This is a genomic window from Psychrobacillus insolitus (assembly GCF_003254155.1).
GTDB classification, from domain to species: Bacteria; Bacillota; Bacilli; order Bacillales_A; family Planococcaceae; genus Psychrobacillus; species Psychrobacillus insolitus.
This window is the reverse complement of sequence record NZ_QKZI01000008.1, coordinates 12,444-36,736: the sequence shown is the minus strand read 5'-3', so window position 1 is coordinate 36,736 and position 24,293 is coordinate 12,444. Positions and strand designations below refer to the sequence as shown.

At 35.9% G+C, this 24,293-nt stretch carries 24 protein-coding genes and 1 pseudogene; 10 read left to right on the top strand and 15 right to left on the bottom strand.

All coding sequences use genetic code 11. From position 1 onward, the window contains the following. Positions 1 to 16: 16 nt before the first annotated feature. The gene (locus tag C7437_RS14125) at positions 17 to 799 is read left to right on the top strand and encodes an FAD synthetase family protein (RefSeq protein ID WP_111440486.1); all 783 of its coding nucleotides are present in this window, start codon (positions 17 to 19) and stop codon (positions 797 to 799) included. A 90-nt stretch (positions 800 to 889) separates the two neighbouring features. Here the strand turns inward: C7437_RS14125 and C7437_RS14120 are convergent, their stop codons facing one another. Continuing rightward, positions 890 to 1,864: an NADPH:quinone reductase gene (locus C7437_RS14120; protein ID WP_111440484.1), complete on the bottom strand. Its 975-nt coding sequence runs from the start codon at positions 1,862 to 1,864 to the stop codon at positions 890 to 892. 128 nt (positions 1,865 to 1,992) lie between these two features. After that, the gene (locus C7437_RS14115) at positions 1,993 to 2,673 is read right to left on the bottom strand and encodes a DUF554 domain-containing protein (RefSeq protein ID WP_111440482.1); all 681 of its coding nucleotides are present in this window, start codon (positions 2,671 to 2,673) and stop codon (positions 1,993 to 1,995) included. 438 nt (positions 2,674 to 3,111) lie between these two features. Here C7437_RS14115 and yhfH point away from each other — a divergent pair, with 438 nt between their 5' ends. The 6 genes from yhfH (at position 3,112) to C7437_RS14085 (ending at position 7,766) form a co-directional block, all read left to right on the top strand. Further along, the gene (yhfH, locus tag C7437_RS14110) at positions 3,112 to 3,240 is read left to right on the top strand and encodes a protein YhfH (protein WP_111440480.1); all 129 of its coding nucleotides are present in this window, start codon (positions 3,112 to 3,114) and stop codon (positions 3,238 to 3,240) included. Between the two features lie 223 nt (positions 3,241 to 3,463). Continuing rightward, positions 3,464 to 4,591, top strand: a complete 1,128-nt coding sequence (locus C7437_RS14105) for an ABC transporter permease (protein ID WP_111440478.1) — start codon at positions 3,464 to 3,466, stop codon at positions 4,589 to 4,591. Beyond that, the gene (locus C7437_RS14100; RefSeq protein ID WP_111440476.1) at positions 4,591 to 5,262 is read left to right on the top strand and encodes an ABC transporter ATP-binding protein; all 672 of its coding nucleotides are present in this window, start codon (positions 4,591 to 4,593) and stop codon (positions 5,260 to 5,262) included. Before C7437_RS14105 ends, C7437_RS14100 begins: the two co-directional genes overlap by 1 nt. A gap of 53 nt (positions 5,263 to 5,315) precedes the next feature. Continuing rightward, positions 5,316 to 5,987, top strand: a complete 672-nt coding sequence (locus C7437_RS14095) for a response regulator transcription factor (protein WP_111440474.1) — start codon at positions 5,316 to 5,318, stop codon at positions 5,985 to 5,987. A 164-nt stretch (positions 5,988 to 6,151) separates the two neighbouring features. After that, on the top strand, positions 6,152 to 7,369 hold the full coding sequence (locus tag C7437_RS14090) for a sensor histidine kinase (RefSeq protein WP_245909300.1): 1,218 nt from the start codon (positions 6,152 to 6,154) through the stop codon (positions 7,367 to 7,369). Between the two features lie 4 nt (positions 7,370 to 7,373). Then, a complete protein-coding gene (locus C7437_RS14085; protein ID WP_111440470.1) occupies positions 7,374 to 7,766 on the top strand; it encodes a hypothetical protein in 393 nt (130 codons plus the stop codon). 49 nt (positions 7,767 to 7,815) lie between these two features. Here the strand turns inward: C7437_RS14085 and C7437_RS14080 are convergent. Continuing rightward, positions 7,816 to 7,995 (bottom strand): annotated as a pseudogene (locus C7437_RS14080) (oxidoreductase); the annotation flags it as partial. Between the two features lie 267 nt (positions 7,996 to 8,262). On the opposite strand from C7437_RS14080, the gene cyoE reads away from it, so the two are divergent. Together cyoE and C7437_RS14070 are read left to right on the top strand one after the other, a co-directional pair. After that, positions 8,263 to 9,159 (top strand): heme o synthase, encoded by an 897-nt coding sequence (gene cyoE / locus C7437_RS14075; RefSeq protein WP_111440468.1) that lies wholly within the window; start codon positions 8,263 to 8,265, stop codon positions 9,157 to 9,159. A gap of 144 nt (positions 9,160 to 9,303) precedes the next feature. Then, positions 9,304 to 9,744, top strand: a complete 441-nt coding sequence (locus tag C7437_RS14070; RefSeq protein ID WP_111440466.1) for a peptidylprolyl isomerase — start codon at positions 9,304 to 9,306, stop codon at positions 9,742 to 9,744. Positions 9,745 to 9,857: 113 nt separating this feature from the next. Here the strand turns inward: C7437_RS14070 and C7437_RS14065 are convergent, their stop codons facing one another. From C7437_RS14065 to C7437_RS14025, 10 genes are all read right to left on the bottom strand, one after another. Then, positions 9,858 to 10,964, bottom strand: a complete 1,107-nt coding sequence (locus tag C7437_RS14065) for a DUF1648 domain-containing protein (protein WP_111440464.1) — start codon at positions 10,962 to 10,964, stop codon at positions 9,858 to 9,860. Beyond that, positions 10,961 to 11,350, bottom strand: coding sequence for a GntR family transcriptional regulator (locus tag C7437_RS14060; protein ID WP_111440462.1), 390 nt, complete (start codon positions 11,348 to 11,350; stop codon positions 10,961 to 10,963). Before C7437_RS14060 ends, C7437_RS14065 begins: the two co-directional genes overlap by 4 nt. Positions 11,351 to 11,483: 133 nt before the next feature. Continuing rightward, positions 11,484 to 11,606, bottom strand: a complete 123-nt coding sequence (locus C7437_RS17350; RefSeq protein ID WP_281269975.1) for a hypothetical protein — start codon at positions 11,604 to 11,606, stop codon at positions 11,484 to 11,486. 283 nt (positions 11,607 to 11,889) lie between these two features. Beyond that, positions 11,890 to 13,191 (bottom strand): D-serine ammonia-lyase, encoded by a 1,302-nt coding sequence (locus tag C7437_RS14055; protein WP_281269974.1) that lies wholly within the window; start codon positions 13,189 to 13,191, stop codon positions 11,890 to 11,892. A gap of 19 nt (positions 13,192 to 13,210) precedes the next feature. Continuing rightward, complete coding sequence (locus C7437_RS14050; protein WP_111440460.1) at positions 13,211 to 13,654, bottom strand: GNAT family N-acetyltransferase; 444 nt, start codon at positions 13,652 to 13,654, stop codon at positions 13,211 to 13,213. Positions 13,655 to 13,869: 215 nt separating this feature from the next. Then, positions 13,870 to 14,826 (bottom strand): oxygen-dependent tRNA uridine(34) hydroxylase TrhO, encoded by a 957-nt coding sequence (gene trhO, locus C7437_RS14045; RefSeq protein ID WP_111440458.1) that lies wholly within the window; start codon positions 14,824 to 14,826, stop codon positions 13,870 to 13,872. A 92-nt stretch (positions 14,827 to 14,918) separates the two neighbouring features. Next, positions 14,919 to 15,365, bottom strand: a complete 447-nt coding sequence (locus C7437_RS14040) for a YaiI/YqxD family protein (RefSeq protein ID WP_111440456.1) — start codon at positions 15,363 to 15,365, stop codon at positions 14,919 to 14,921. A 118-nt stretch (positions 15,366 to 15,483) separates the two neighbouring features. Further along, entirely contained in the window at positions 15,484 to 16,551 is a 1,068-nt protein-coding gene (locus C7437_RS14035) for an ABC transporter substrate-binding protein (RefSeq protein ID WP_111440652.1), read from the bottom strand. 27 nt (positions 16,552 to 16,578) lie between these two features. Continuing rightward, the gene (locus C7437_RS14030) at positions 16,579 to 17,358 is read right to left on the bottom strand and encodes an ABC transporter ATP-binding protein (protein WP_111440454.1); all 780 of its coding nucleotides are present in this window, start codon (positions 17,356 to 17,358) and stop codon (positions 16,579 to 16,581) included. A 7-nt stretch (positions 17,359 to 17,365) separates the two neighbouring features. Further along, on the bottom strand, positions 17,366 to 18,187 hold the full coding sequence (locus C7437_RS14025; RefSeq protein ID WP_111440452.1) for an ABC transporter permease: 822 nt from the start codon (positions 18,185 to 18,187) through the stop codon (positions 17,366 to 17,368). Positions 18,188 to 18,312: 125 nt separating this feature from the next. Here C7437_RS14025 and C7437_RS14020 point away from each other — a divergent pair, with 125 nt between their 5' ends. Beyond that, a complete protein-coding gene (locus C7437_RS14020; protein WP_111440450.1) occupies positions 18,313 to 19,617 on the top strand; it encodes a M48 family metallopeptidase in 1,305 nt (434 codons plus the stop codon). Between the two features lie 349 nt (positions 19,618 to 19,966). Here C7437_RS14020 and C7437_RS14015 read toward each other — a convergent pair whose 3' ends face one another. Both C7437_RS14015 and C7437_RS14010 read right to left on the bottom strand, forming a co-directional pair. Further along, positions 19,967 to 23,047, bottom strand: coding sequence for an AAA family ATPase (locus tag C7437_RS14015; protein ID WP_111440448.1), 3,081 nt, complete (start codon positions 23,045 to 23,047; stop codon positions 19,967 to 19,969). Further along, positions 23,044 to 24,210 (bottom strand): exonuclease SbcCD subunit D, encoded by a 1,167-nt coding sequence (locus C7437_RS14010; RefSeq protein WP_111440446.1) that lies wholly within the window; start codon positions 24,208 to 24,210, stop codon positions 23,044 to 23,046. The genes C7437_RS14015 and C7437_RS14010 overlap by 4 nt, the downstream gene beginning before the upstream one ends. Between the last annotated feature and the right edge of the window lie 83 nt (positions 24,211 to 24,293).

Genomic DNA, 24,293 nt, shown 5'->3' with positions numbered 1-24,293 from the left:
TGCGGGAGGGCATTTTATGCAAACAATTCACTTAACGAGTCAAACTATGTCACAATGGCAAAATCAATTTCAACAGCAAGTCCTGGCAATTGGCTTTTTTGATGGTTTGCATAAAGGCCACTTATCCGTCATTCAAGAGGCTAAACGTTTAGCTGGAGTTTATGAAGTTCCAGTAGCGGTAATGAGCTTTTTTCCACATCCAAAAACGATATTAACAGATCTACCCAATTCATTTCAATATTTAATGCCGCTTGAAGATAAACAAGCACTACTTGCGGAGCTTGGTATCGATACATTGTTTTTAGTTCACTTTGACCGTGACATCGCAAGCCTTCCTTCTGCTGATTTCGTACAAAGTTTTTTGATAGGATTAAATGCAATGCATGTTGTATGTGGGCCTGATTTTCACTATGGTTCCCGAGGTAGTGGGTGTACACATTCACTGAAAAAACAAGGAGAAGGAAATTTTCAAGTATCTGTAGTAGAGCTAATGGAATATAATGGAGAGAAAATTAGTTCAACACGTATTCGTCAAGCTTTAGCAAAAGGAAATATTTCCATACTCCAAAAATTGTTAGGGAAATTATATACAGTGAATTGGTGTCCTCAAAACGGTCTATTACCATTCTATTCTTTACCAGCACCTGGACAATACGCAGTGAAATTACATTATAATAACGAAATAATTTCATGTAATGCGCGAGTGTTAAATGAAAAGGAAGCAAAGTTTACGCACGATTTCAATCAATGGAGTCAATCTATTAAAATAGAATGGGTTAGAGCAATAGGAACCCTTTAGCGTACTTCTTCGGAGCTGAACGAAGAGAAGCGAAAGTTAATCTTTTATCCGTAGTATGAAAAAAGCACTCAACTAATGAGTGCTTTTTTGTTATTTAATTGTTAATACAAGTTTACCGTTACTAAAACCTTTTGCAATAATTTCAAATGCTTCACTTGCCTGTTCAAGTGGTAATGTTTTACCAATGATCGGACGTAAGGCACCATTTGCAAGCATGTCACCAACACCCTCAATCAATTTTGCATAATCCTCTTGTGGTGTGTTCCATAAAGCCGTTGCTAAAATATCACATTCCTTTTGCATTGCTAGACGTGGATTGATTTCAATAGACCCGCGGTTTCCAATGATAACGATTTTACCAAATTGCGCAATCATTTTTAAATCCGTCTCTAAATTGACGTTCGCTAAAAATTCGATAATAACATCTGGTCCCTTGCCACCTGTTACGTCAAGTACAGATTGAATTGTTTCATCTGTTACATGATCTATGACTGTATCCGCACCAGCTTGTTTAACTAATTCTTTTCCTTGTGGCTTACTAGCTGTTCCGATTACTTGAGCACCTACTGCTTTAGCCATTTGCACAGCTTGCAGACCAACCCCACCACTCGCACCGTGAATTAACACGGTCTGTCCTTCTCTTAAACCTGCCCGTTGGAATAGTGCACGATAAGCTGTTAGAGCAGGTACACCTAGTGCTGCCCCCTGCTCAAATGTTACAGCTTCAGGTAATGGGTGAATTGAAGCCTCCTCACAAACGATTTTTGATGCAAAGGTGCCAGTACCCCCTTTTTTCATTGAAGCAATAAATACGCGGTCACCCACACGAACATTCGTTACCCCTTCTCCAACTGCTTCCACAATACCAGCCCCATCTACACCTGGTGTATAAGGTAACTGTGGAACAAAGGAATAGGTACCTGTTAAAGTATATGTATCACTTGGATTTACCCCAGCAGCATATAATTTGACGCAAACTTCTCCCTTTCCTGCTATAACGTCTTCAATTTCTTTATAATGTAATAGTTCTGGTCCGCCGAACTCTGTTACTTGAATTGCTTTCATATTATCAACCTCCATCTATTATTATATAACGAATAATCAGAAAATACAGGAATAAGAAAAGCGCTGGAGCTAGACACTATGTCGAAAAACATGATGTGTCTGAACGTAAATAATACTCCCTATTTCTTTTAGGTAAACAATGCTAGTCCAACAAACCAAAATACAGGTACTAACAAAGCTGGTAGCATATTTAACGATTTACTATCTTTAATTCCTAAAATCGATAGCCCTGAACTTAATATTAAAATGCCTCCAACAATTGATACTTCCGTCATTAAGGCATCCGTTAAAAATGGCTCTATGTACTGTGCACTTATGTAAATGGAAGTTTGCCAAACGAATAACACAACAGCGGCAAACGCTATGCCAATACCATATGTTGCCGCTAACGCCAACGACGTCACCAAATCAAGTGTTGCATTTGTAAATAAATATGTATGATTATTATTTAAAGCACTTTCTACTGGACCTAAAATCGATAAAGTCCCGATACAAAAAAGTAAAATTGCTGTTGATAGGCCTTTACTTAAATCAGATTGCGAAAATCGGCCGACAAGCTGTTGAAATTTTGCATCGATATCTATAATCGTTCCTACTAATCCTCCAATTGCTAAACTTGCGATAAATAATACGGGATATGCGCTATTCGGCATGTTCTGTACAATAGCGTTTACACCAAGAGCAACAGCAGCAAACCCCATCGCTGTGAATAAAGCAGATTTGTATTCTTCCTTAATCCCTTTCTTTAAATAACTTCCGACTACACTACCTACTAAAATGGCTATTGTATTCACAATCGTGCCAATCATATTACCACTCCTCTACCGTCCTTATCATAAACCTTCAAGTAACTTAAGAGTCAAGAACACTTGACGGGAATTTGAATTTCGGTAACAAATTCATTCTCATTATTAGATAAACCATAATCAACATACTTTTTGATGTGTAATCTCACGCTGTACTTCTAGTTGCTTTATTACTTCCCCAATCGAAAAAACATCTTTCATGCTCGTTTCCCTCCTTTTTTATCTAGTTCTAAATAAACGAATTCATTATATACATTAACCTGCGTATACGGCAATTACATACAACTAATGACTTAAGAAAAGCGTAGGCGTCTATCTCTTCCCCGAAGGACTGATAATACCTGCACTGAATAATTAAAAAATAATTATATAACAGAATTTATTTTTCATTTCTATTATAGTACAATGAATTTAATAACAAACTAAATGGGGGTAATAAAAATGATGAATTTAGAATTTTACCGTAACTTACCGAAAAAAGAATGCCGTGAATGTGGATGTGAAATTAAAGAGCAACATGAATCCTATTTATATGAATGTGAGCACTGCATGCGTTCGCAAGAAGAGTAGGTCATAGTTTTGGGATTTAAAATAAAAAGGCATAAAAAAAAATTTTCGAACAGAAAATTTTTGTTTATGCCTTTTATTATATCTAGACCAGGATTTTCTAAAATAAGACCTTAACTTGGATGTATTAATACCTCTTTTCCAGCTCAAGTACCCAAAGTTTATATAAAGTTTATATAACTAGTTTATGATGAGGTATGTAAATGAAAAGAAGGAGGTTTATTGTATGTTTTTAGCATTAAAAGAATTAAAACATGGTAAGTTACGCTTTACAATGATTGGGCTTATCATCGTATTAATCGCATGGCTTGTATTTATCCTTTCGGGTTTAGGAAATGGATTATCTACATTAAGCGCCGCTACGATTAAAAACTGGGAAGCAGAGCATGTTGTTTATGAAAATGGTGCAGGTGCGACATTCTCAAAATCATTACTATCACAATCTTTACAAAGTGAAATTGAAGCTCAACCGGGCGTTGAAGAAGTAGCACCATTTTCTCAAGCGGTCATCGCAATATTACCAACTGCGGGTGTTACTGAAGGTGAAAAGAAAGTAGATACTGCTCTATTAGGTATCGAAGCAGGGACATTTTTACATCCAGAAGTAGTAGAAGGTAAAGCATTGGATCCGAACATTAAAAATGGTGTGGTTGGGAATATCATATTAAAGGATCAAAAAGGCTATGCAATTGGAGATGTAATAGCAATTGATGGTTCAGAACTAGAAGTTGAAATTATTGGTTTTGTGGAAAATGAAACATTTAACCACTTACCTTCATTATTTGCAAATATGGATTTTGTCCGAGATTATAAATATGCGGCACCTGGTTCAAATAATGGCGTAGAAGATGCGATCAATGCATTTGCCGTTTTAGGAAAAGATGTAGATGCAGAGCAAATGATTAAAGCAGTCGATGGTGTTGAAGTAGTGACAAAATCAGCAGCTATTAATGGTATGCCAGGTTATACAGCGGAAAATGGTACAATTATGATGATGCTAGTGTTCTTAATCGTCATTTCAGCATTCGTTATTGCAGTATTCTTCTATGTATTAACGATCCAAAAAACACAGCAATTTGGTGTGATGAAGGCAATTGGTGCTTCAAATGGATTTATTGCAAGAGCAATCGTGTCACAAGTATTTGTATTATCATTCTTTAGTATTTTAGTAGGAATAGGTCTAACATATTTAACTGCGATGGTATTCCCAGAAGAAATGCCATTTAATTTAGATCCTGCATTAGTTATTACATATGGAATTGTATTATTAGCGATTTCTGTAGGTAGCTCATTGTTCTCAGTACGTAGAATTTCAAAAATAGATCCATTAACAGCTTTAGGGAGGGTTGAATAATGACTTTAAGCATGAAAAATGTCTCAAAGGTATATAAAGAAGGCGAATCTCAAATAATTGCTTTAGATCAAGTATCAATGGAAGTTTCCTCTGGAGAGTTTGTGGCAATTATAGGCCCATCAGGTTCCGGAAAATCAACGTTTCTATCGATTGCTGGTGCGTTATTAAAACCTTCGCAAGGTGAAGTGAAAATTGGTAATAAGAATATCGCAACATTAAAAGACAAAGAGCTGTCCCATTTACGATTACAAGAAATAGGATTTATTTTACAAACGTCTAACCTAATGCCATATTTAAACGTTTTAGACAATCTACTTCTATTAAAAAAGATGTCGGGTAAAGTAACAAAACAAGATGAAGCCTTTGCAAAAGAATTATTAACAGGGCTTGGTTTGACTAGTAAATTTAAAAAATTCCCAAACGAGCTTTCTGGGGGAGAACGTCAGCGTGTTGCTATCGCACGTTCATTTATGAATGATTCATCGCTTATTTTAGCCGATGAACCAACTGCATCGCTAGATACTAACCGTGCACATGCGGTCGTATCACTTATTTCAAAAGAAGTAAAGGCACGTGGTAAAGCGGCTGTTATGGTAACACATGATGAACGAATGCTTGCATATTGCGACCGTGTTTACCGCATGGAAGATGGTAAATTAACGTTACAATAAAATGATTAATAGCTTACATGAAACTAAATTCACTAGAAAGCGGAGGCTTAACTATGCAGATTTTATTAGTAGATGATGATTTAGATACATTACAACTAGTATCTATACATTTGGAACGTGAAGGGTATAAAGTGCATAATGCTGATAATGCGGAAGCAGCGCTAACGTTATTAGAAACTTTCAAAGTGGATTTGGCGATTGTAGACGTTATGATGCCAGGTATGAATGGTTTTGAATTAACAGAAATTCTGACGAAAGATTATGAGATTCCAGTGATTTTATTGACCGCTAAAGGCCAATTAGTCGATAAAGAACAGGGATTTACTGCTGGATCGGAAGATTACATAGTAAAGCCATTTGAACCTAGCGAATTATTATTTAGGGTTGCAGTTGTTCTACGACGTTATGAACGATCTTTAGAAAACTTCATAGAAATCGGTAATATGAAAATTGATCGAAAAAACTACGAAGTAATTATAAAAAAAGAAACCGTTTTGTTGCCTTTGAAGGAATTTGAGCTACTCACTTTACTAGCATCACGAAGTGGAAAAATCGTACAACGAATTTTTCTGATTGAGCATACATGGGGAATTGATATTGAGGGCAATGACTATACGTTGAATACACATATTAATCGATTGAGGGAGCGATTAATACGTTACGAGGCGGATGTTGAAATTCTAACCGTTCGTGGAATTGGTTATAAATTAGAGATGTTGAAATGAAAACACTTTATCGACAATTTATTAGCGCCACGTTATTAATTTTGTTTTGCAGTATCATCTTCGGCTTTGCCCTTGCAAATATTATTTACTTTTCAATCTCAAAGGACAATATTGACTCACAAAATGTAAAGTTTGCTCAAGAGGTTGCGAATGGAATTGAACATATGCATGATTCAAAGGATTCTATGCATGCATATTTATCATTAATCGGTAATTCAGGATATCAAATATATTTAATATCTAGTTCCGGAGAAAAATACCCTTTTGGTGAAGAATTTCAAAACTTAAAGATACCTCATGAAACAGTTCAAACTATTATTGATGGTGAAATATATCATGGGATGAAATACGCACCGAGTTCGTTATTAATGATAGGACATTTTTCCAATAGCTTGGAAAATTCAGTAGGTGTACCCATTAGTACAGAACAAAATCAATATGCTTTATTCTTAAGACCCGATAACAAGTCAATTTTCTCAGATATACATGTTGTATTAATGAGCTTTGTAGTTGCAATCGCTATAATTAGCTTACTGGGTGTGGCTGTAATGACACGAAAATTAATTCGTCCCATTTCATCGTTAACAGAAGCTACAAAGGCGGTAAAAAATGAAAATTTCAATTACCGATTGAATATTTCTCGAAATGATGAGATAGGTCAATTGGCGGAAAATTTTAACTTAATGCAGCTACAGCTTGCTCATAATGATGAATTACGCAAGGGATTTATCAATGACGTTTCCCATGATTTTCAGTCGCCATTAATGAATATTCAAGGTTACTCCGATCTACTGCAAACTGATGAACTAAGGAAAGAAGACAGATTACAGTATGCAGCGATTATTCAGCGAGAATCTAAGAGATTATCGAACTTAACAAAACAATTACTCATCTTAACCTCATTAGATCAGGCTTCTTATTCCTTACAAAGGAATAGTGTCCGATTAGATGAACAGTTAAAAGAGGTTATAAGGAAGTCGCAATGGCGAATCAATGAACGCGAATTAGAATTATCCTATAAGTTAGAACCTATATCTATTCAAGGTGATGCAGAATTACTCATAAGTGTGTGGGATAATTTATTAAGTAATGCTATTAAGTATTCTGAACTTGGAAGTATTATTTCAATTACTTGTCGAGAAGTACATGACGAAATTCAAATTATTTTCAAAGATACAGGAATTGGGATTAATAATGAACAACTAACGCAAATATTTGTCCGCTTTTATCGAGGAGATACAGCCAGAAAGAAAGACGGAACTGGGCTAGGACTATCAATAGTCAAGAAAGTTGTGGAGTTACATGGTGGACAAGTTAATGTCACAAGTAAAGTCGGAAAAGGAAGTACATTTGTAATTAAATTACCAATTAGAAGGAGCTAAAATAATGGAAAAGAAATGGTCAATCCGATTAATTCGCTTTGCAGCAATTTTTGGGCTTATAGGTACAGTCATTGGATCAAAAATGAGTGGAAATATGGATTATTCATTGCGTCCTATACACGCACATATTTTATTAGTTGGATGGTTATCTGTATTTGCATGGGGTATTTTTTATAAAGTCTATACTGTGAAATATAAAAAACTTGTTTCTATACACGCCATTACAGCAATGCTAGGTGCAGTTGGATTAACATTTGGCATGTGGATGTATAATTTAAACCCATTTAACTTAGATGAAACATTTGTGATGATTTTCTTCATTGTAGGAGGAACTTTATTATTATTGGCATTTGCATTATTTGTAGTGATTACTTTTTTAACAGAAGATAAGAACTAATCTTAATGAAATATCCCTGGGTTAGAAACATTCAAGTTTGTTTCTAACTCAGGGACAAAAAATAATTCATACTTTTTTCAAGCGTTCCACCACAGTGATCATCTCTGCGATTGGAATGTGGAGAGAAAAATCGTTGAATCAGATAAGTATTTGCTCTACGTACTTCTACTCCATCAAATCCTGCTTGAATAACTCTTCTAGTCGTCTCACCAAATGCTTCTACTATATTAGCAAAAAATATTTTAAATATGATGTTAAATGGCCCTGTAGGAGTAGCTGGCTTACTTCCTGGAGAAGTTATTTATGTCGATAAGTTTTTGGACAAATTAAGATTGTGACACTCCCAAATGCTATAATGGTACTAACGCATTTTTTTATATAGAAACAGTCCCAAAATGTCCAAAGGTGATTATGAAAAAGAGGCAATATAATGGAACTTAGCTAATTGATTAGGTTATATTAGTTCAAGTGGGTAAATAAGGAGCAATCAAATTCAATGAATATACAAACACAAAAGACGTTATGGGCTCAAGTAGTTAAAACAGGAATTATCAAGTCAAATCTAATTCCAATGGTCGCAGGATTAATGCTCGCTTTATATACATATCAGTACAGTTTTGCAGATAATATTTGGAATGTAGTTTGTGCACTTTTAGGAACAGCAGCTGTTATTGCAGCGGCTGGTTCGTTCAATAACATTTACGATCGCGATATCGATGCCATCATGGCTCGGACAAAAGTTCGTCCGACTGTTACAGGTGCTATATCGATTAAGAAAGTTTTAATAGTCGCAATTTTATTATTAGTGATTGGATTAATTTTATTATACTTAGCCTCTCCGTTAGCATCTTTACTTGGGTTTTTAGGGTTCTTTTTCTATGTAGTTCCTTATACAATATGGACAAAACGCTATACCATTTGGAATACGGAAGTTGGAAGTATTTCAGGTGCAATGCCACCTTTAATCGGCTGGGCAGCAGTCGGACCAGATATTTGGCATCCAGCGTGTTGGGCGTTATTTTTAATAATGATCATATGGCAAATGCCTCACTTTTACGCTATTGCTATTCGTAAGAAAGAAGATTATGCTGCGGCAAAAATTCCGATGCTACCCGTTGTCAAAGATGGAAAACGTACGTATATCCAAACAAATTTCTATTTAATTTTGTTAGTGCTCTCTAGCTTTTTATTTTTACCACTAAGCTTAGGCTTAACTTTAGTTTCACTTGTTTTAGGCCTAATTTGGTTGGGATTAAGCTTATTCGGCTCTCGCACAATGGATATGAAAGACTGGGCAAATAAAATGTTTATATTCTCCTTAGTGCACATGATTGTTATTTACTTTACGGTAATTATCTACGCTACAATTGGTTTAATTTTACAGGCAATTTAAACTATCTATGGCCATGTCCAAGTTAAAAGCTGTTTATAGTGACGGTGGGCTGCTTATTCATCACACTTGTGCAGCAGCGATCTTTGGAAAATGCACTAAGTACATGCTATACTTATAAAGAATTTATAAAAAGGAGTGTTTAGAATGTCAAAAAAAGGTTATTTCTTAATGGATTCTGGCGAAAAAATTGAATTTGATTTATTCCCGAATGAAGCACCAAACACAGTAGCGAACTTTGAAGAGTTAGCAAACACAGGATTTTATAACGGAGTAGTTTTCCACCGTGTTATTCCTGGCTTCGTAAGCCAAGGTGGCGACCCAACTGGTACAGGTATGGGCGGAAGCGGAAAAAACATTAAATGTGAAACTGCTGGAAACCCACATAAACACGCAGCAGGTAGCCTATCTATGGCGCATGCTGGTAAAGACACTGGTTCAAGTCAATTCTTCATCGTACATGCACCACAACCACATTTAGACGGCGTTCATACTGTTTTCGGTCAAGTAACAAGCGGCCTTGAAGTAGCAAAAGCTATGAAAAACGGCGCTAAAATGGAAAAAGTAGAAGTATTCGACGCAGAATAATACAAAAAACTCCCTAACATGATCATGTTAGGGAGTTTTTTGTATTATATGTTGAGCTTTCTTCCAACTTTAACAATCATTCTTCCAAAACTCAATAAATGCTTAACAATTTCCTACAACAAAAATGTTATTCCAAAAATAAGAAGTAAAGGCACGATTAAAACAATCCAACTTACAGGATGTGCAAAATTTAATGTCCACCCTACTCCGAAACGTTTTTCCACCATAATACTCGGATCTTCTTTATTGAAATAGAACATTCCACCTTTCCAATAACGATCCTCATCTATTGCTACCTTATCCTCTAAACTAGGACTACTATCATCTACCTTTATCCGTGAACCACTCTGCCCAACCTTTACCGCATAAATGGCAACCGCTAAAAATACGGCCACTAAAAATGTCACAGGAATGGAAAACGTAATCCATGCTGATCCGATTTCTGGATGAATCGTTTGCAAATGAAAATAACCAAACATTAGTGTCATACTTACCGAGATAAATAACGCAAACCAGCTCGTATATTTACGGAATGCTAACTGTTGCGTAAGAGACGTCTTTTTATTTGCAGGATTGATACGAGCTCCCGAAAACTTCATCCCTTCACTCATCATGAGAAACATCCCTTGCAACACCAGTAACATGAGCGGCAAGGCAATAGAAATAAAATATGTTTTTTCACTAAATGCGTCCGGTTGACCACTTAGACCCCAGTGTGTAGGAATCATATCGGGTATCTCTGGATATTTCATATATGTGTAAATGATAAGACTAACCGTCACAATCATTGGAATGATAAACATTACTCGTGGTAATAAGTGAAGCTTTTGCTGAAATTGAACATCCACGACACGCACTTCATTCTTTCCAGTCAACCAGCCTTGTTCCTTTTTTAGTTTTTTCACTCTTACATGCATGATAAAATAGTAACCAATACTTATAAATAGTGTGACAAACTGAACTCCTACACCTAATAGCACTAGTGTTTCTTCAACTGGATTTTGTGTTAATGCCCAAAATAAATATCCCGCTAATGCGATTAATCCACTCATGAGAACAACACCCGTATATCTTTTTTTCAGACGAACTATCGTAGGCTCCAAAGTATATTGGTCTGGTACATATATACCAAAAGCTTCCGTTGGCTTCAAAAATTTCGGCGTAAACGCTTGTAAAACCGTAATGAACAAAATAATAAATGCGAATAACAAAATAATCATTGTATCCCCTCCTTTATGTCTCGAACTAACTCACGAAGCATATCTACCATTTCTTCTTCTGAAAGCTTTAACACGATTCCTTCTGCAAGTATTGGTCTTATTTGATCTGCTAATTGTTGTTTTTGATCAGCAGTTGCTTTTGGAATTTTATTTGGTTGAATAATTACGCCGGATTTAGCGACAATTTGGATGAATTCTTTTTCCTCTAGATAGTGATATGCTTTATTTACCGTATGCATATTCATCCCTAAATCTGCTGCAAATGCTCGTACTGATGGCAATGATTCCCCAGGTTTTAGCTCCCCCCTTGCAATACCTTCAATTAGCTGATTTGCTAACTGTATATAAATAGGTACATCTGAATTTGCTTTAATCTCGATAAACATGTCTCTTCCACCACCCTTTGTTATATAGTTAGTATAACACATTTGTTCTATAGTAAATAGAACAAATAATAAATACAAAAAGCCTACTCTCCGAAGAAAGTAGGCTTTTTGCATTTATATTTTACTCACTAATTTATGCACATAATGAGAGAATTGCTGTATCTTTAAAATTTTGAAGTGCTAATGTAGCTTCTTTTTTGTCTTCGTACTCAAAAATTCGAAAAGAATTTAGTTCAAACACTGTAATAACCCACATAGTAATAACGCCTCCATTTTTTTGTTATACAACAACCAGACTCACTTCGATATTTATTAATAGTTGTTATATATCACTATGTCATGATTGTACATCATTAATTTGTAAATTAATAGGGTTTGTGAAAAAGTTCACATATTGTTCAATAACTTTTCGAAATTTTTAGACATTAAATAAACCTATAACATTTCTGTAATAATTTTAATACGAATCTTGCAACTATACACAGAAAAAGGACCTAAAGTTAGGTCCTTTTTCAATAAAATTATTTGTAAATCAGCTCTTATTTCAACAAGGATTTTCCTTTAGCATAGTATGCCTTCATTTCATCTTCTGGAACCATTCCTCCACCAGTTGCCCATACAATGTGAGTTGCATTTTGCAAATTTACGCCATGCTTCGCTAATTGAACAGGTCCTGTCATGCCTGCAAGTGCAGAAGGCTCTAGCTGAATTTTTTCAGTGTCAGTCAACAAAGCCAGTAATCGGTACATAGTGTCATCACTTATTGTATAGCTTCCGCTGATTAGTTGTTCTAGTGTTTTTCCTACGAATCCAGACGGACGTCCAACAGCTAATCCATCGGCAGCAGTTTTATTGTCTAATCCAATATCTCCTACTGCAATTTTTTCATGTAATCCTGTCATCAAGCCAAGTAACATACAAGGTGAGTGTGTTGGTTCAGCAAAATAACAATGTACATGGTCGCCAAATATTAGCTTTAAGCCAAACGCAACACCCCCTGGTCCTCCACCAACTCCGCAAGGTAAGTATACAAATAACGGATTTACTTCATCTACTTTTCGTCCTTGTTGTTCTAACTGTTTTCTCAATCTACTAGCAGCAACTGCATATCCAACAAATAAGTCTACAGAGTTTTCATCATCGATAAAGAAGCACGTTGGATCTTGATCCGCCTGTTTTCTTCCTTCTTCTACAGCAATGCTGTAATCCGATGCATATTCAATAACCTCTACACCTTTTGCGCGTAGCATATCTTTCTTCCATTGTTTTGCATCGCTAGACATATGAACAGTGACTCGGAAGCCTATTTTCGCACTCATGATGCCTATACTCAATCCTAAATTTCCGGTTGAACCCACTGCAATGGAATACCCAGAGAAAAACTGTTGCATCTCCTCTGTTGCAAGCATCGCGTAATCATCTGTTTCTGTTAACAAACCTTCTCGAGTAGCAAGTGTCTCCGCGATTTTAAGCACTTCGTAAATACCGCCTCGCGCTTTAATAGAACCGGAAATTGGCAAGTCATTGTCACATTTCAATAAAAGCTCTCCGTTGAAATCGCTTTCAAATAAATTTGTTAAAGCAATTTGCATCGTTGGAATTGCGACTAGTGGTGACTCGATAATTCCTTTTGATCTTATTGTTTCTGGAAAAGCAATTTGTAAATAGGATGCAAATCGATTGAGACGATTACTTGCTTCTTTTACCATTTCACTTGTGACAGTCACAGTTTTTAAAGCTTCTTTTGTTTTGTTTATATTTGGATTAAACCATATTATTTCTTCTGTATTTTGCATATTTTTTATTAAAGGAAATTTTTTAACTAACACTTGCGTATTCACGGTTGTAAAACCCTTTCTATTATAAGCTCAGCACATGTGTTGTATCGGGTGAGCGTTCTTCAAATACAAAACCATTTGCACGATAAAATGCATCTGCTTTTGCGGATTCTGTTTTCGTTGTAATCTCTTTAAACTTGCCTTTCGCATTTTCAGAAATGGCTTTAAATAATTCACTTCCAATTCCTTTTCTACGATGATCTGGTAAAGTATAAAAACGGTAGAGCCTTGCTGATTGATCCTCAGTAGTAATTGTATTTTTAGTTAAACCACCTATTGAAACTAGTTCTTTGTCTTCCCATACACCATAAAGTGCCTCGCCTTGTTCGCTGAATCTATTCGTACCATCTTCGTATTCTTCCTTTAACCTAGTTACGAATCGATACCCTTCTTTTTCACTTTCTTGAATTAGTTTGGACACGTCGACTTCTTTGAAATCCGAAATTTTTTTCACTTCGATTACCATTTCCGTTTCCCCCATTCTATTATCAAGCTAAAAAAATGAACTCTCTTAATACTATTCGATAAGTATAGAGGTTTATCCTTTTATTTTAAAAAATACAAAGCACGGACGATCGTAGGCGCATGTATAATTTCCTAGGAAATAAATATTCTTAACTTTATTTATTAGGTATTATAAAAACCCACACTACTCAGTAGCGTGGGCTTAGCAGAATCTTATTATACAGTTTCTTTAATTGCCGCTAGTCTAGCTTCTACTTCTTCTTCAGATAAATTATGTTCTACGATGTAACGGTTGCTTGGATGAACGCGACATTCATCTGAACAGCTACGAAGATATTTATGTTCATTTTCTTTAGAGCAAAGAATTTTATCATTACAGTCTGGATTTGCACAGTTTACATAGCGCTCACATGGCTCTCCAGTGAAATGATCTTTCCCTACAATAACATGTTCAACTTGGTTAATCGGCACAGCTATACGCTCATCAAACACGTACATTTGTCCGTCCCATAGCTGACCTTTTACTTCTGGATCTTTTCCATAAGTAGCAATCCCACCATGTAATTGAGCAACGTCTTCAAAACCTTCTCTAACTAACCATCCAGAGAATTTTTCACAACGAATTCCGCCTGTGCAATAAGTTAAAACTTTTTTTCCTTCGAACATTTCTTTGTTATCACGAATCCATTCAGGTAAATCGCGGAAATTGCGAATTTCCGGACGAATCGCGCCGCGGAAATGACCTAGGTCAAATTCATAGTCATTACGAGCATCAATTACTACCGTATCTTCTGCTTGCATTTGTTCAAAAAACTCTTTTGGTTCAAGGTATTTCCCTGTTAGCTCATTTGGATTAATATCATCATCTAATCCTAAATAAACAATTTCTTTTTTCGGACGCACATGCATTTTTTTGAATGCGTGTCCTTCTGCCTCATCTATTTTATACACCATGTCTGCGAAACGTTCGTCCGCTTTCATCATGCTCATATACGCATCTGTTTGTTCAATTGTTCCTGAGCACGTGCCATTCATTCCTTCGTCTGATACTAAAATACGCCCTTTTAAGCCAATCTCTTTACAAGCAGCAAGATGTTCTTGTGCAAAAGTTACTGGATCTTCAATCGGGACATATTTATAGTAAAGTAATACTCTGTATGCATTTGTTTCCATTTTTTACTCCACCTTTATTAAATTTTGTCCAACCTTGTTAATATAACAAAAATTTTGGTGGATGTTAACTAAAAAACTCAATTTCGAAAGAATCAGTTATTTGTTGCAAATTCACATAATTTATTGAAGCTCTTTTCGAATTTTTCATCATCTTCTTTTTGACGTTTTTTCGGTCCTTTTAATCGGCCACCCGCTTGTCTAATTTTCTTTGACATATGGCGACTGTCTAATAATTGATCAATATTTTCAGATGTGTACCATCGACCATTTTGATCAATTGCGTACCCTCGTTTAGCTAATACCATTGCAGCAAGTCCGTAATCTTGTGTTACGACGATATCGCCTTTTTGTACTCTATTCACCAGCACAAAATCAACGGCATCTGCTCCCTGTGAGACCATAATAGTATCTGCTCCATCCCGTTGCATATAATGCGCTGTATCACATAATAATGTTACTTTTAAATTATAGCTCTTCGCAACAGTAATGGTCAGATCTACTACCGGACAACCATCTGCATCTACTAAAACACTTACCATCCTAAGCACCCCATTTACCATTCAATCTATTCTTATCCTTTACTATAATGCATAATATTTTATAAAAAAGCGTCCAATAGAAATATTGGACGCTTTTTCACTGTTAGTTACTCTTTTCTTATTCATATTTCCCTAAAATATCTACTGCTTTTTCTGTAATCGATGTATCTACTGCTTTGTCGAAGTCCACATCACCATCGATTGCTCCATTCGCTTTATATGCATCGTATTGCTTTAACACATCATCTAAAAACATTTCACCATCTGGATTTAGACCCGTTACAAATACTTCATCCCATAATGCCGCATCTTTTAATGAGGTATACTGCGTCATAATATCAACAATTTCTGCTTTATTCTCACCTTTAACGAAGGCATCATTATAGTCGCGAACTCCTTTTAAATAAGCAGCCATAAATCTTAGTGATACATCTTGTTCTTCACTCATAAACTGAGGCGAGCCAAGCACCATTGCAATTTGTGATTCTGGTGCAAAATCAGTAGCATCCCCAAAACGCACATGGAAATTATTTTGAATACCTTGTGCGATTAACGGTTCTATTTGCAGTGCCGCATCAATCGAACCATTTTCAATTGCTCCTAACATACTGCCGAAATCCGCTAGCAATACAAACTCCACATCTTCAGCCGTAAGTCCAGCATGTTTTAACATTTCCAAGTAAATATATTCATCAATAGAGTTTTTCGAAGATATAGCAATCCGCTTTCCTTTAAAATCTTTATATTCCTTAATTTCATCCTTCATATGGTTACCAATAACAAATGTAAAATACGATTTCCCAACTACATTATGCCCTTTATCTGCAATAATTTTTACGTCAATTCCCTGAGCAATTGCGTTAAAAAACGACGCTGTTGATACACCTCCTGCGATATCTACATCACCAGAAGCTAGGGCTGGAAGCATTTCATCGCTATTTGCGAATACAGCGAACTCTACGTCTATATTGTATTCATCAAAATATCCTTTTTCTTTCGCGATATAAAATCCTGCTCCTGATGCAGAACCATCCTCAGCGATCACAACCTTTACTTTCTCTTTTAGTGGAGCTAAATCTCCTGATGGATTATCTTTACTGACTGTATCGTCGATTTCATTTGTTCTCACTTGTTCCTTTGTACTACAAGCCCCTAACGAAAGTACGATTGATGCGAATAAAACCATCCAACGCTTTTTCACAAATTTCCCCCTTTATTTTCTTGAACGCTGTACTTCACTTTGCAAATGATTCCAAATCGTTAGAAATTGTTCTGCCATTTCAGCATTTGCACGCACTTGCTCCATCGTTCTCGGCCTTGGAATAGGAACTTTAATTTCTTTCATAATTTCTCCAGGATGCGCACTCATTAAAATGATACGATCACTCAGTAACAACGCTTCATCGATGCTATGCGTGATAAACAAAACCGTCTTTTTCGTTTCAGACCAAATGGATAATAGTTCTTCTTGCAAAATAAACTTATTTTGTTCATCAAGTGCAGCAAATGGTTCATCCATGAGTAGAATTTCTGGATCATTCGCAAATGCACGAGCAATACTAATACGCTGTTTCATGCCGCCGGAGAGCTCTTTAGGATAGAGCTTAGAAAACTGACTTAGCCCTACTTTTTGTAAATAGTAATTTGTTTGCTTTTGAATAACTTCCTTTGGTAAATGCCGCATTTTGAGGCCAAATGCCACATTTTCTTCCACCGTTAACCATGGAATGACACCTTTTTCTTGAAAAACCATCGATTGTAGAGGACGTTCGTCTGATTCAGATGCAATAGTGAATTCACCAGAGCTTGGTAACTCTAACCCTGCCAAGATACGTAGTAATGTGCTCTTCCCACAACCACTAGGTCCGACTAAGCAGACAAACTCTCCTTCTTTAATTTGTAGAGATATATCTTTAATAGCAGTTACGCTATTATGTTTTTTATAGAAAATTTTCGTTACATTGTCAATCGATATTTTGATAGATTCACTCAAGCATTACTCACCTCCATGGGACAATTTTCTTTTGCAGCCCACGTAAGAACAGCGAAAACAAGAAACCAAAGAAAGAAATGATTACTAATCCTACAAACATTTCTTTTAACATGAATGCTTTATACGAGGTCCAGATTAGATAGCCAATTCCCGAGGTCGCACCCATCATTTCTGCAGCCACTATTGTTAGAAGAGCAATCGCCTGCCCCATCTGAATACCTTCTAACATGACAGGAAGTGCTCCAGGAAACGCTATTTTCATGAAAAAATCTTTCGGACTTGCTCCGTAATTTTTGGCAACGTCTAAATACACTCGTTCAATATTCAACACACCAGCAACTGTATTGATCACTACTGGGAAAAACACGCTTCCTGCAATTGTTACGACTTTTGAAAAATCACCAATTCCAAAAATAATAATAATAATTGGCAATAAAGCAAGAGTTGGGATTGGCATAAATGCCATAATCAACGGGGAGATAAAGTGACGTATGGGCGCATATAATCCCATAAGCAATCCAATAATCACCCCAGGTATGACACCTAATAAAAATCCTGCCGCTATTCTATATAAGGAAACTGAAACATGTTTAAATAATTCCCCACTTGCAATTAAGTCGAAAAACGTTCCTAATATTGCAGTTGGTGGAGGAAAAAATCGAATATCGAGAATCCCAGTTTGCGAACATATTTCCCAAATCATGAGGATAAATAATGGAGAGATAATTGTTAGTAGTTGTTTAAAACGTTCTTTTACTTGTTGCTTCTTCCATTCCTGTTGTTCCGTTTCATAAGGATCAAAGAGTACGACCCCTTTTTCATCGCGCATCTTTCACCACCTCTTCTAAAAATAATATGTCGAGAACCGGGAATGTGTGAAAGTTAACAAAATCTTAATTTGACTAATATCTCAAAATTTGGTAAATTGATAAATACTGCAAAGGGGGAACAATATTGTCTTCAAAAGAGTTAAGATCTAGTAGAGAAAAGACCTATTTTATAATTAGCATTATTTTTAGTTCATTATTATACATTTTTGCCATCGCTTCTTTATTTGGAATTGCTATTTTACTTATTATTTTAGCTTTACTATTATACGTAAACGCCATTATGCTAGGATCAATTCGTGGTAATGGGATACGTATTAGTGAAAAACAATTTCCCGATGTATATGAGCGAGTTGTAAGCCTTTCTTCTAAAATGGACTTAAAAAAAGTTCCAGATGTGTTTGTAATAAATTCAGAAGGTGCGTTTAATGCATTTGCAACAAGATTTCTCGGAAGAAACATGGTTGTCATTTATTCGGAAGTATTCGAGCTTGCTAGAGAACATGGTGAAGCGGAATTAGATTTTATCATTGCACATGAACTTTCCCATGTGAAACGTAGACATGTTTGGAAAAATATCTTAATCATGCCTGCACAATTTATCCCTTTTCTTTCTCAAGCATATAGCCGTTCATGTGAGTATACATGTGACCGTGAAGCAGCCTACTACATACAAAATGGTGCCGCAGCTAAACATGCTCTAACAATTCTCGGTGTTGGAAAAAAATTATATACAGAAGTAAATGAAAACGCCTATTTAGAACAAATACATACAGAATCCAATGTGGCGGTTTGGTTAAGCGAGATTCTATCAAGCCACCCACTTTTACCTAAACGAATTCAAGCAGTTGGTAATTTTATGCGAATAGAAGGCACTCCTAAATATTATTCAAATTCAACAAAAATTGCGCTTGGGATTGGTGCTTTACTCGGAATTTTCTTTGCAATATATATTGGGGCAATCGCTCTTTTTGCTGCTGGGACACTCACTTATGCAAACCTATTTTCCGGAAGTATTTTAGATGAATCATTAACTAGTGGTGAGCCTTATTCCTATGACGACAACTCTCTTACACCACTAATGGAAGCAGTATTAGATTACGATGAAGTAAAAGTCCAAGAGCTCGTATCTGACGGTGAGAGCTTAGAGGACCAAGATTCTGAGAAAACAACTGCTCTTCTTCTTTCCATATATAATGACAATGATTCAATCGCACATATCTTGTTAGAAGCCGGAGCTAATCCAAACACTGCGGACAATTTTTCCAACGCACTAACAGTTTCGCTATACAATGAAAATTATAAATTAGCTAAACTTCTTTATTCATATGGTGCAGATCCTTCCATTGAAGATCCTGAAGGGTTTTCTGCATTTAGTATATTGGACGTTGACAATGAGAACGATTTTTTAGCAAGTTTGAAAAATTTTTAACGTTAAATTATGAGTCTCTTTTTTTGGGGACTCACCTTTTTCTTGTAAATACTCCAATTTAATCGTACACGGCACTCGATTTTTACACGAATAAACCAATGATTTGAAAAGAAATGAATTCCTTATTTAGGGAGTTCATTTTTTTGTTCACAAATTGAGATTGATTAATGCTAAGTTAGTATTTTGGTTTTGAGCGTATAGGTATGATTTCCGAGCTTATAGCTATCTGATTCAGGCGGATATGGATGATTTACGGGCTTATAGACAACTTTTTCGGGCGTTAAGCCATTTACTAGGAGAATTACGGCATCAAAAAGCCACAACCTCGAAAGATTGTGGCGGCTACTTCTTATTTAATAACAAATCTCGTTTTACTATAGCCTTCTTTTAGTTTTTCTACCTCTAAAATTGCTGGGATCGATGCTTTTAACTCAGCAACATGGGAAATGACACCAATCATACGTCCTGATTTTTGCAAATCAACTAATGTATCTATTGCTTTGTTTAACGACTCTTCATCAAGTGATCCGAAGCCTTCATCGATGAACATCGTGTCGATTCGAATACTTCCTTGGAAGCTTTGAATCACATCCGCCATTCCCAGAGCGAGACATAGAGATGCATTAAACTTCTCACCACCTGATAATGTTTTTACATCACGCGTTTGGCCTGTATACGCATCGTATACATCGAGTCCAAGACCACTTTGTCGACCATGCGTTTCTTGTCGTTCACTTCGAAGCAATTGAAATTGTCCATTTGACATATGCTTCAAACGTTCATTTGCCGCATGAATTATTTGCTCTAAATATTCAATTTGAACGTAACGCTCAAATGAAATTTTGACATGATTTTGCCCTCTTAACACATCATATAAATCGGTTATCCGATGTACTTGCTGCTCGAGTAGAGTAATACGTTCACTTGTAGAATTGATCTTCTCATCTAATTCAATACCTGCTTTTTGGTATTCCTTCGAGCTATTTAGTAAAGTTAAAGCTTGTTCATATGCTTCTTTTAGCTGCACTAGTTCTTCTTCCAGTGGAGCTAGTTCTACTTTGGTTTTACTCGCAAGCTGGGCTTGTCCCTCTCTTACTTGTTCTAACAGTGTGTGAAGTGCTTGTTTGTACTCCATACACTGCGTTTTCAACACTGCACGGTCTTGTTCAGACATCTTAGCTGCTATATACAAGTCAATCGAATTAAACTCTGCTCTAGCTAATGCTTTATTAAATTGCTCTTTTGATTTTTTCAATTTTAAACTAGTTTCTTCTTCTGCGTTTTTTGCATGTTCTAAAGAAGTCTGCGCTTTTGCTTGTAGCTCTTTTGCTTGTTGTAGTTGTTTTTGCACTTCGTTCCAAGTGCTTTCTAATTGCTCTTTATGCTTATTCGCTGCTTTTAATTGTACTTGCAACTCTTGTAAATCGGGAATTTGAGCAGGAATAGAAATTTGTTTTGATTCGTAGACTGCTTTTTCTTGTTCCCAGAGCCCTTTTTGTTGCTGATAGGATATTTCCAAAGCTACCTTTTGTTGCTCTAATTTATCCACTAGTAAGAGGTTCTGTTTATATGGTTCTTTTAATAAAGAAAGATTACTCTTTTCCTCACGTAAAGTCCTAACTTCATCTTGCAGATTCTCAAGATCTTTTTTTAGTTGATCCACTTCTAGAACAGTTATTTTGAGCTCTTCTAATTGTACAATTATTTTTCCTACAGTTTCTTGAGTTGTTTCCTTTTTTGCAACAATAGTTAAGTAACTAGACTCTTGTTTGTTTAATTGATTTTTTAATTGCTGCAGTTCATCCTCGTTCACTGTCTGTGCCTGAGTTTCTACATGTGCCATTACATGATTTGTACTTCCGCAAACGGGACAAGCATCTCCATCAACTAGCTTCGATGCTAAAATACTCGCTTGGCTACTCATCCACTTTTGCTCTTCTACAACATATGCTTTCTTCATTTCATCAAATAGTCTTTTTTGTTCCGACTCTTGTGACTTGTAAGCTTTCAGTTGCCTTTCATGCTTTACATATTCCTGGAGAACTTTATAGTTTGCCTCCAAAACACTCAATTGTTGTACATGTTGATCGAGTGGTTCTACTAACTGCTCCAATTTTTCTATCTGCTCTTTTTGTGTAGCACATGTCTCTTTTTCATGAATGAATTGATCATTAATTATTTTTACCTTACTATTCAATTCCATTGTAAGTCTTTCTAACTCTTGCATTTCAAATTTTTTCTTTTCTAGGTCCTCAAATAAAGGAATTAGTGCATTTAGCTGAATTAATACTTCCACACTTTTATCACGTTCTTCTTTTTTTGCATCTTCTTTGACATATGCAGTTGTGATTTTTTTTAAAGTTCCTTCTGTATCAATGATTTCTTTTTTCGCAGTTTCTAAAAGTTCTAATTTAGAATTTAATTCTGATTGCAAGTCTTTATAGTAGACTTCTACTGTTTCAATCGTACTAGCTCGTTCAGCTTCCTCTAATTGTCGTTGCTTTTGTGCGTATACTTCCGATTGCTCTTGTAAGTTAGCTAATTTCTGTTGTTTTTCTTCTAGCTCCATAAAACGAGTATTAATAGATTTTGCTTCATGATAGGATGTTTGCCTATTTGAGTGTTTTTCATAAGCTTCTTTATATGCAAGTTCATCTAATTTAATCTTCTCTGAATAAAAGGCAGTTTCCTCTCTCAAAGCTTCTACTAATTGAAACATATTAAAGTTTGCTGTCCCGATCAGTTGAAAAACATTAGAATCTCTCATTGGAAAAGAAGCTACAATTTGCTCTGTATAGCTATTTCGAGTTAATTCTTCTTTTTTCAGTTCTGCTTCTGCTACAACTTTTTTCTCTTTCAAACGTTCGTTAATCATTTTATATGGTTCTGTTTTGAAGATTTTACGCAAAATCGCTTCTTTATTTTCTGTTTGAGAAGTAAGGAGTTTTCTAAACTCTCCTTGTGGTAGCATGACAATCTGGCTGAATTGATCTTGTGTTAGTCCAATAATATCTAATACTTTATTGTTGATTTCCGATACGATTTGTCTTTCAACTACCGGTACTTCACCTGTTTCTTTTATTTCAAAAAATTCATAACGTTCTCCAGTTGCACCCTTGTTTCCCGTTTTCACATGTGAAAGCTGTCGCAAAATACGATATCTGCGATTGTGAATGTCAAATACTAGCTGAACAGATGTATGCGTATCGTCTGTTGCGAAATCACTTCGCATCATTTTTGTATCTCGTCGATCTTCTCCACTGCCATATCCATATAACGCAAAGCATATTCCATCGAAAATAGTTGTTTTTCCTGCACCCGTAGCACCTGAAATAACGAATAGTCGATTATCTTTGAGTTCTGTAAATTCGATGGTTTCCGTAAATTTATAAGGTCCAAATGCAGTCATCTTTAGTTGAATAGGCTTCATGCAATCGTTCCTCCTTCTCGCTCATTATCCATCAAGTCCGCCAACACTTCTTTAAATAACTGTTCTGTTTCTTCTGAAGGTGTTTTTCCACTGACTTCTGCATAAAAAGATTGAAATAAGGAAATATCATCCACTTTTTGACGACTAGATGATTCTTTTTCTCTGGCAATGATAGATGTCCTGAAAGACTTTCTTTCAACATGCATTGCATTAGGATAAACTGTTCGAATCTGCTCCATTGGAGATAATATTGGTGTATCATCTAACAATTTAACAAACACAAAGTCCTCACTCATTGGCTGTTTCAAAATAGCATTCATATAACCTTCCACTGTTCGCATATCACGATTAGGAATGAGTAATCTTTTTTCAAGCGTCACTTGGCCTTCACCATCTATGTTCACGATAAAGAACCCTTTTTTATGATGCTCTTCCGATATCGAATACTTGAGCGGAGAACCAGCGTATTGAATCGTTTCGTTTAACACATAATGCGCTTGATGAAGATGGCCAAGTGCTGTGTAATCAAAACTTTTGAAAAGTGCTGCATCCACATACTCTACGCCCCCAATAGCAAGTGGTCGCTCTGATTCACTCGTGTTTTCTTCCTCTTGCCCACCCGGAGTTACAAAAGCATGTCCAATAAATACATGGCGTTTTGTGGTGTCTAGGTCTTTTTCTATTTCCTGAACAATTCTTTTCATCGCTTTTTGATGACTAGTTACCTCTTCATCGTCAAATAAATAGCGTACTTGAGAAGGATCTGCATAAGGAATTAAGTGAAATTCTACTTCTCCGAAATCATCCTTCAATGCAACTGATTTCAAATCTTTATTTAACTGTCCCACTATATGAAGTCCAGTTTCTTTCATTAGAGTACTCCCAAAATTCAATCGTCCTGGGCTATCATGATTTCCCGAAATACACAAAACTGGCGTATGACGTTTTAATACGATTTCTGCTAATATTTCATCTAATAAATTCACTGCTTCTGTAGGAGGAACTGCTCGATCATATAAATCACCTGCAATAATAACAGCGTCCGGTTTTTCTGTGTCTATAGCTTCCAAGAACTGCTTTAATACAACTCTCTGCTCCTCTGTCATATACACACCTTGTACAAGTTTTCCTAGATGCCAGTCTGCTGTATGAAATAACTTCATCAGTAAAACCTCCTTTATGTCTTTTCTATTAGTTTACCATCCTTATGTATTGGGATAAGTAATTTTCAAAATAGTGATGCGTC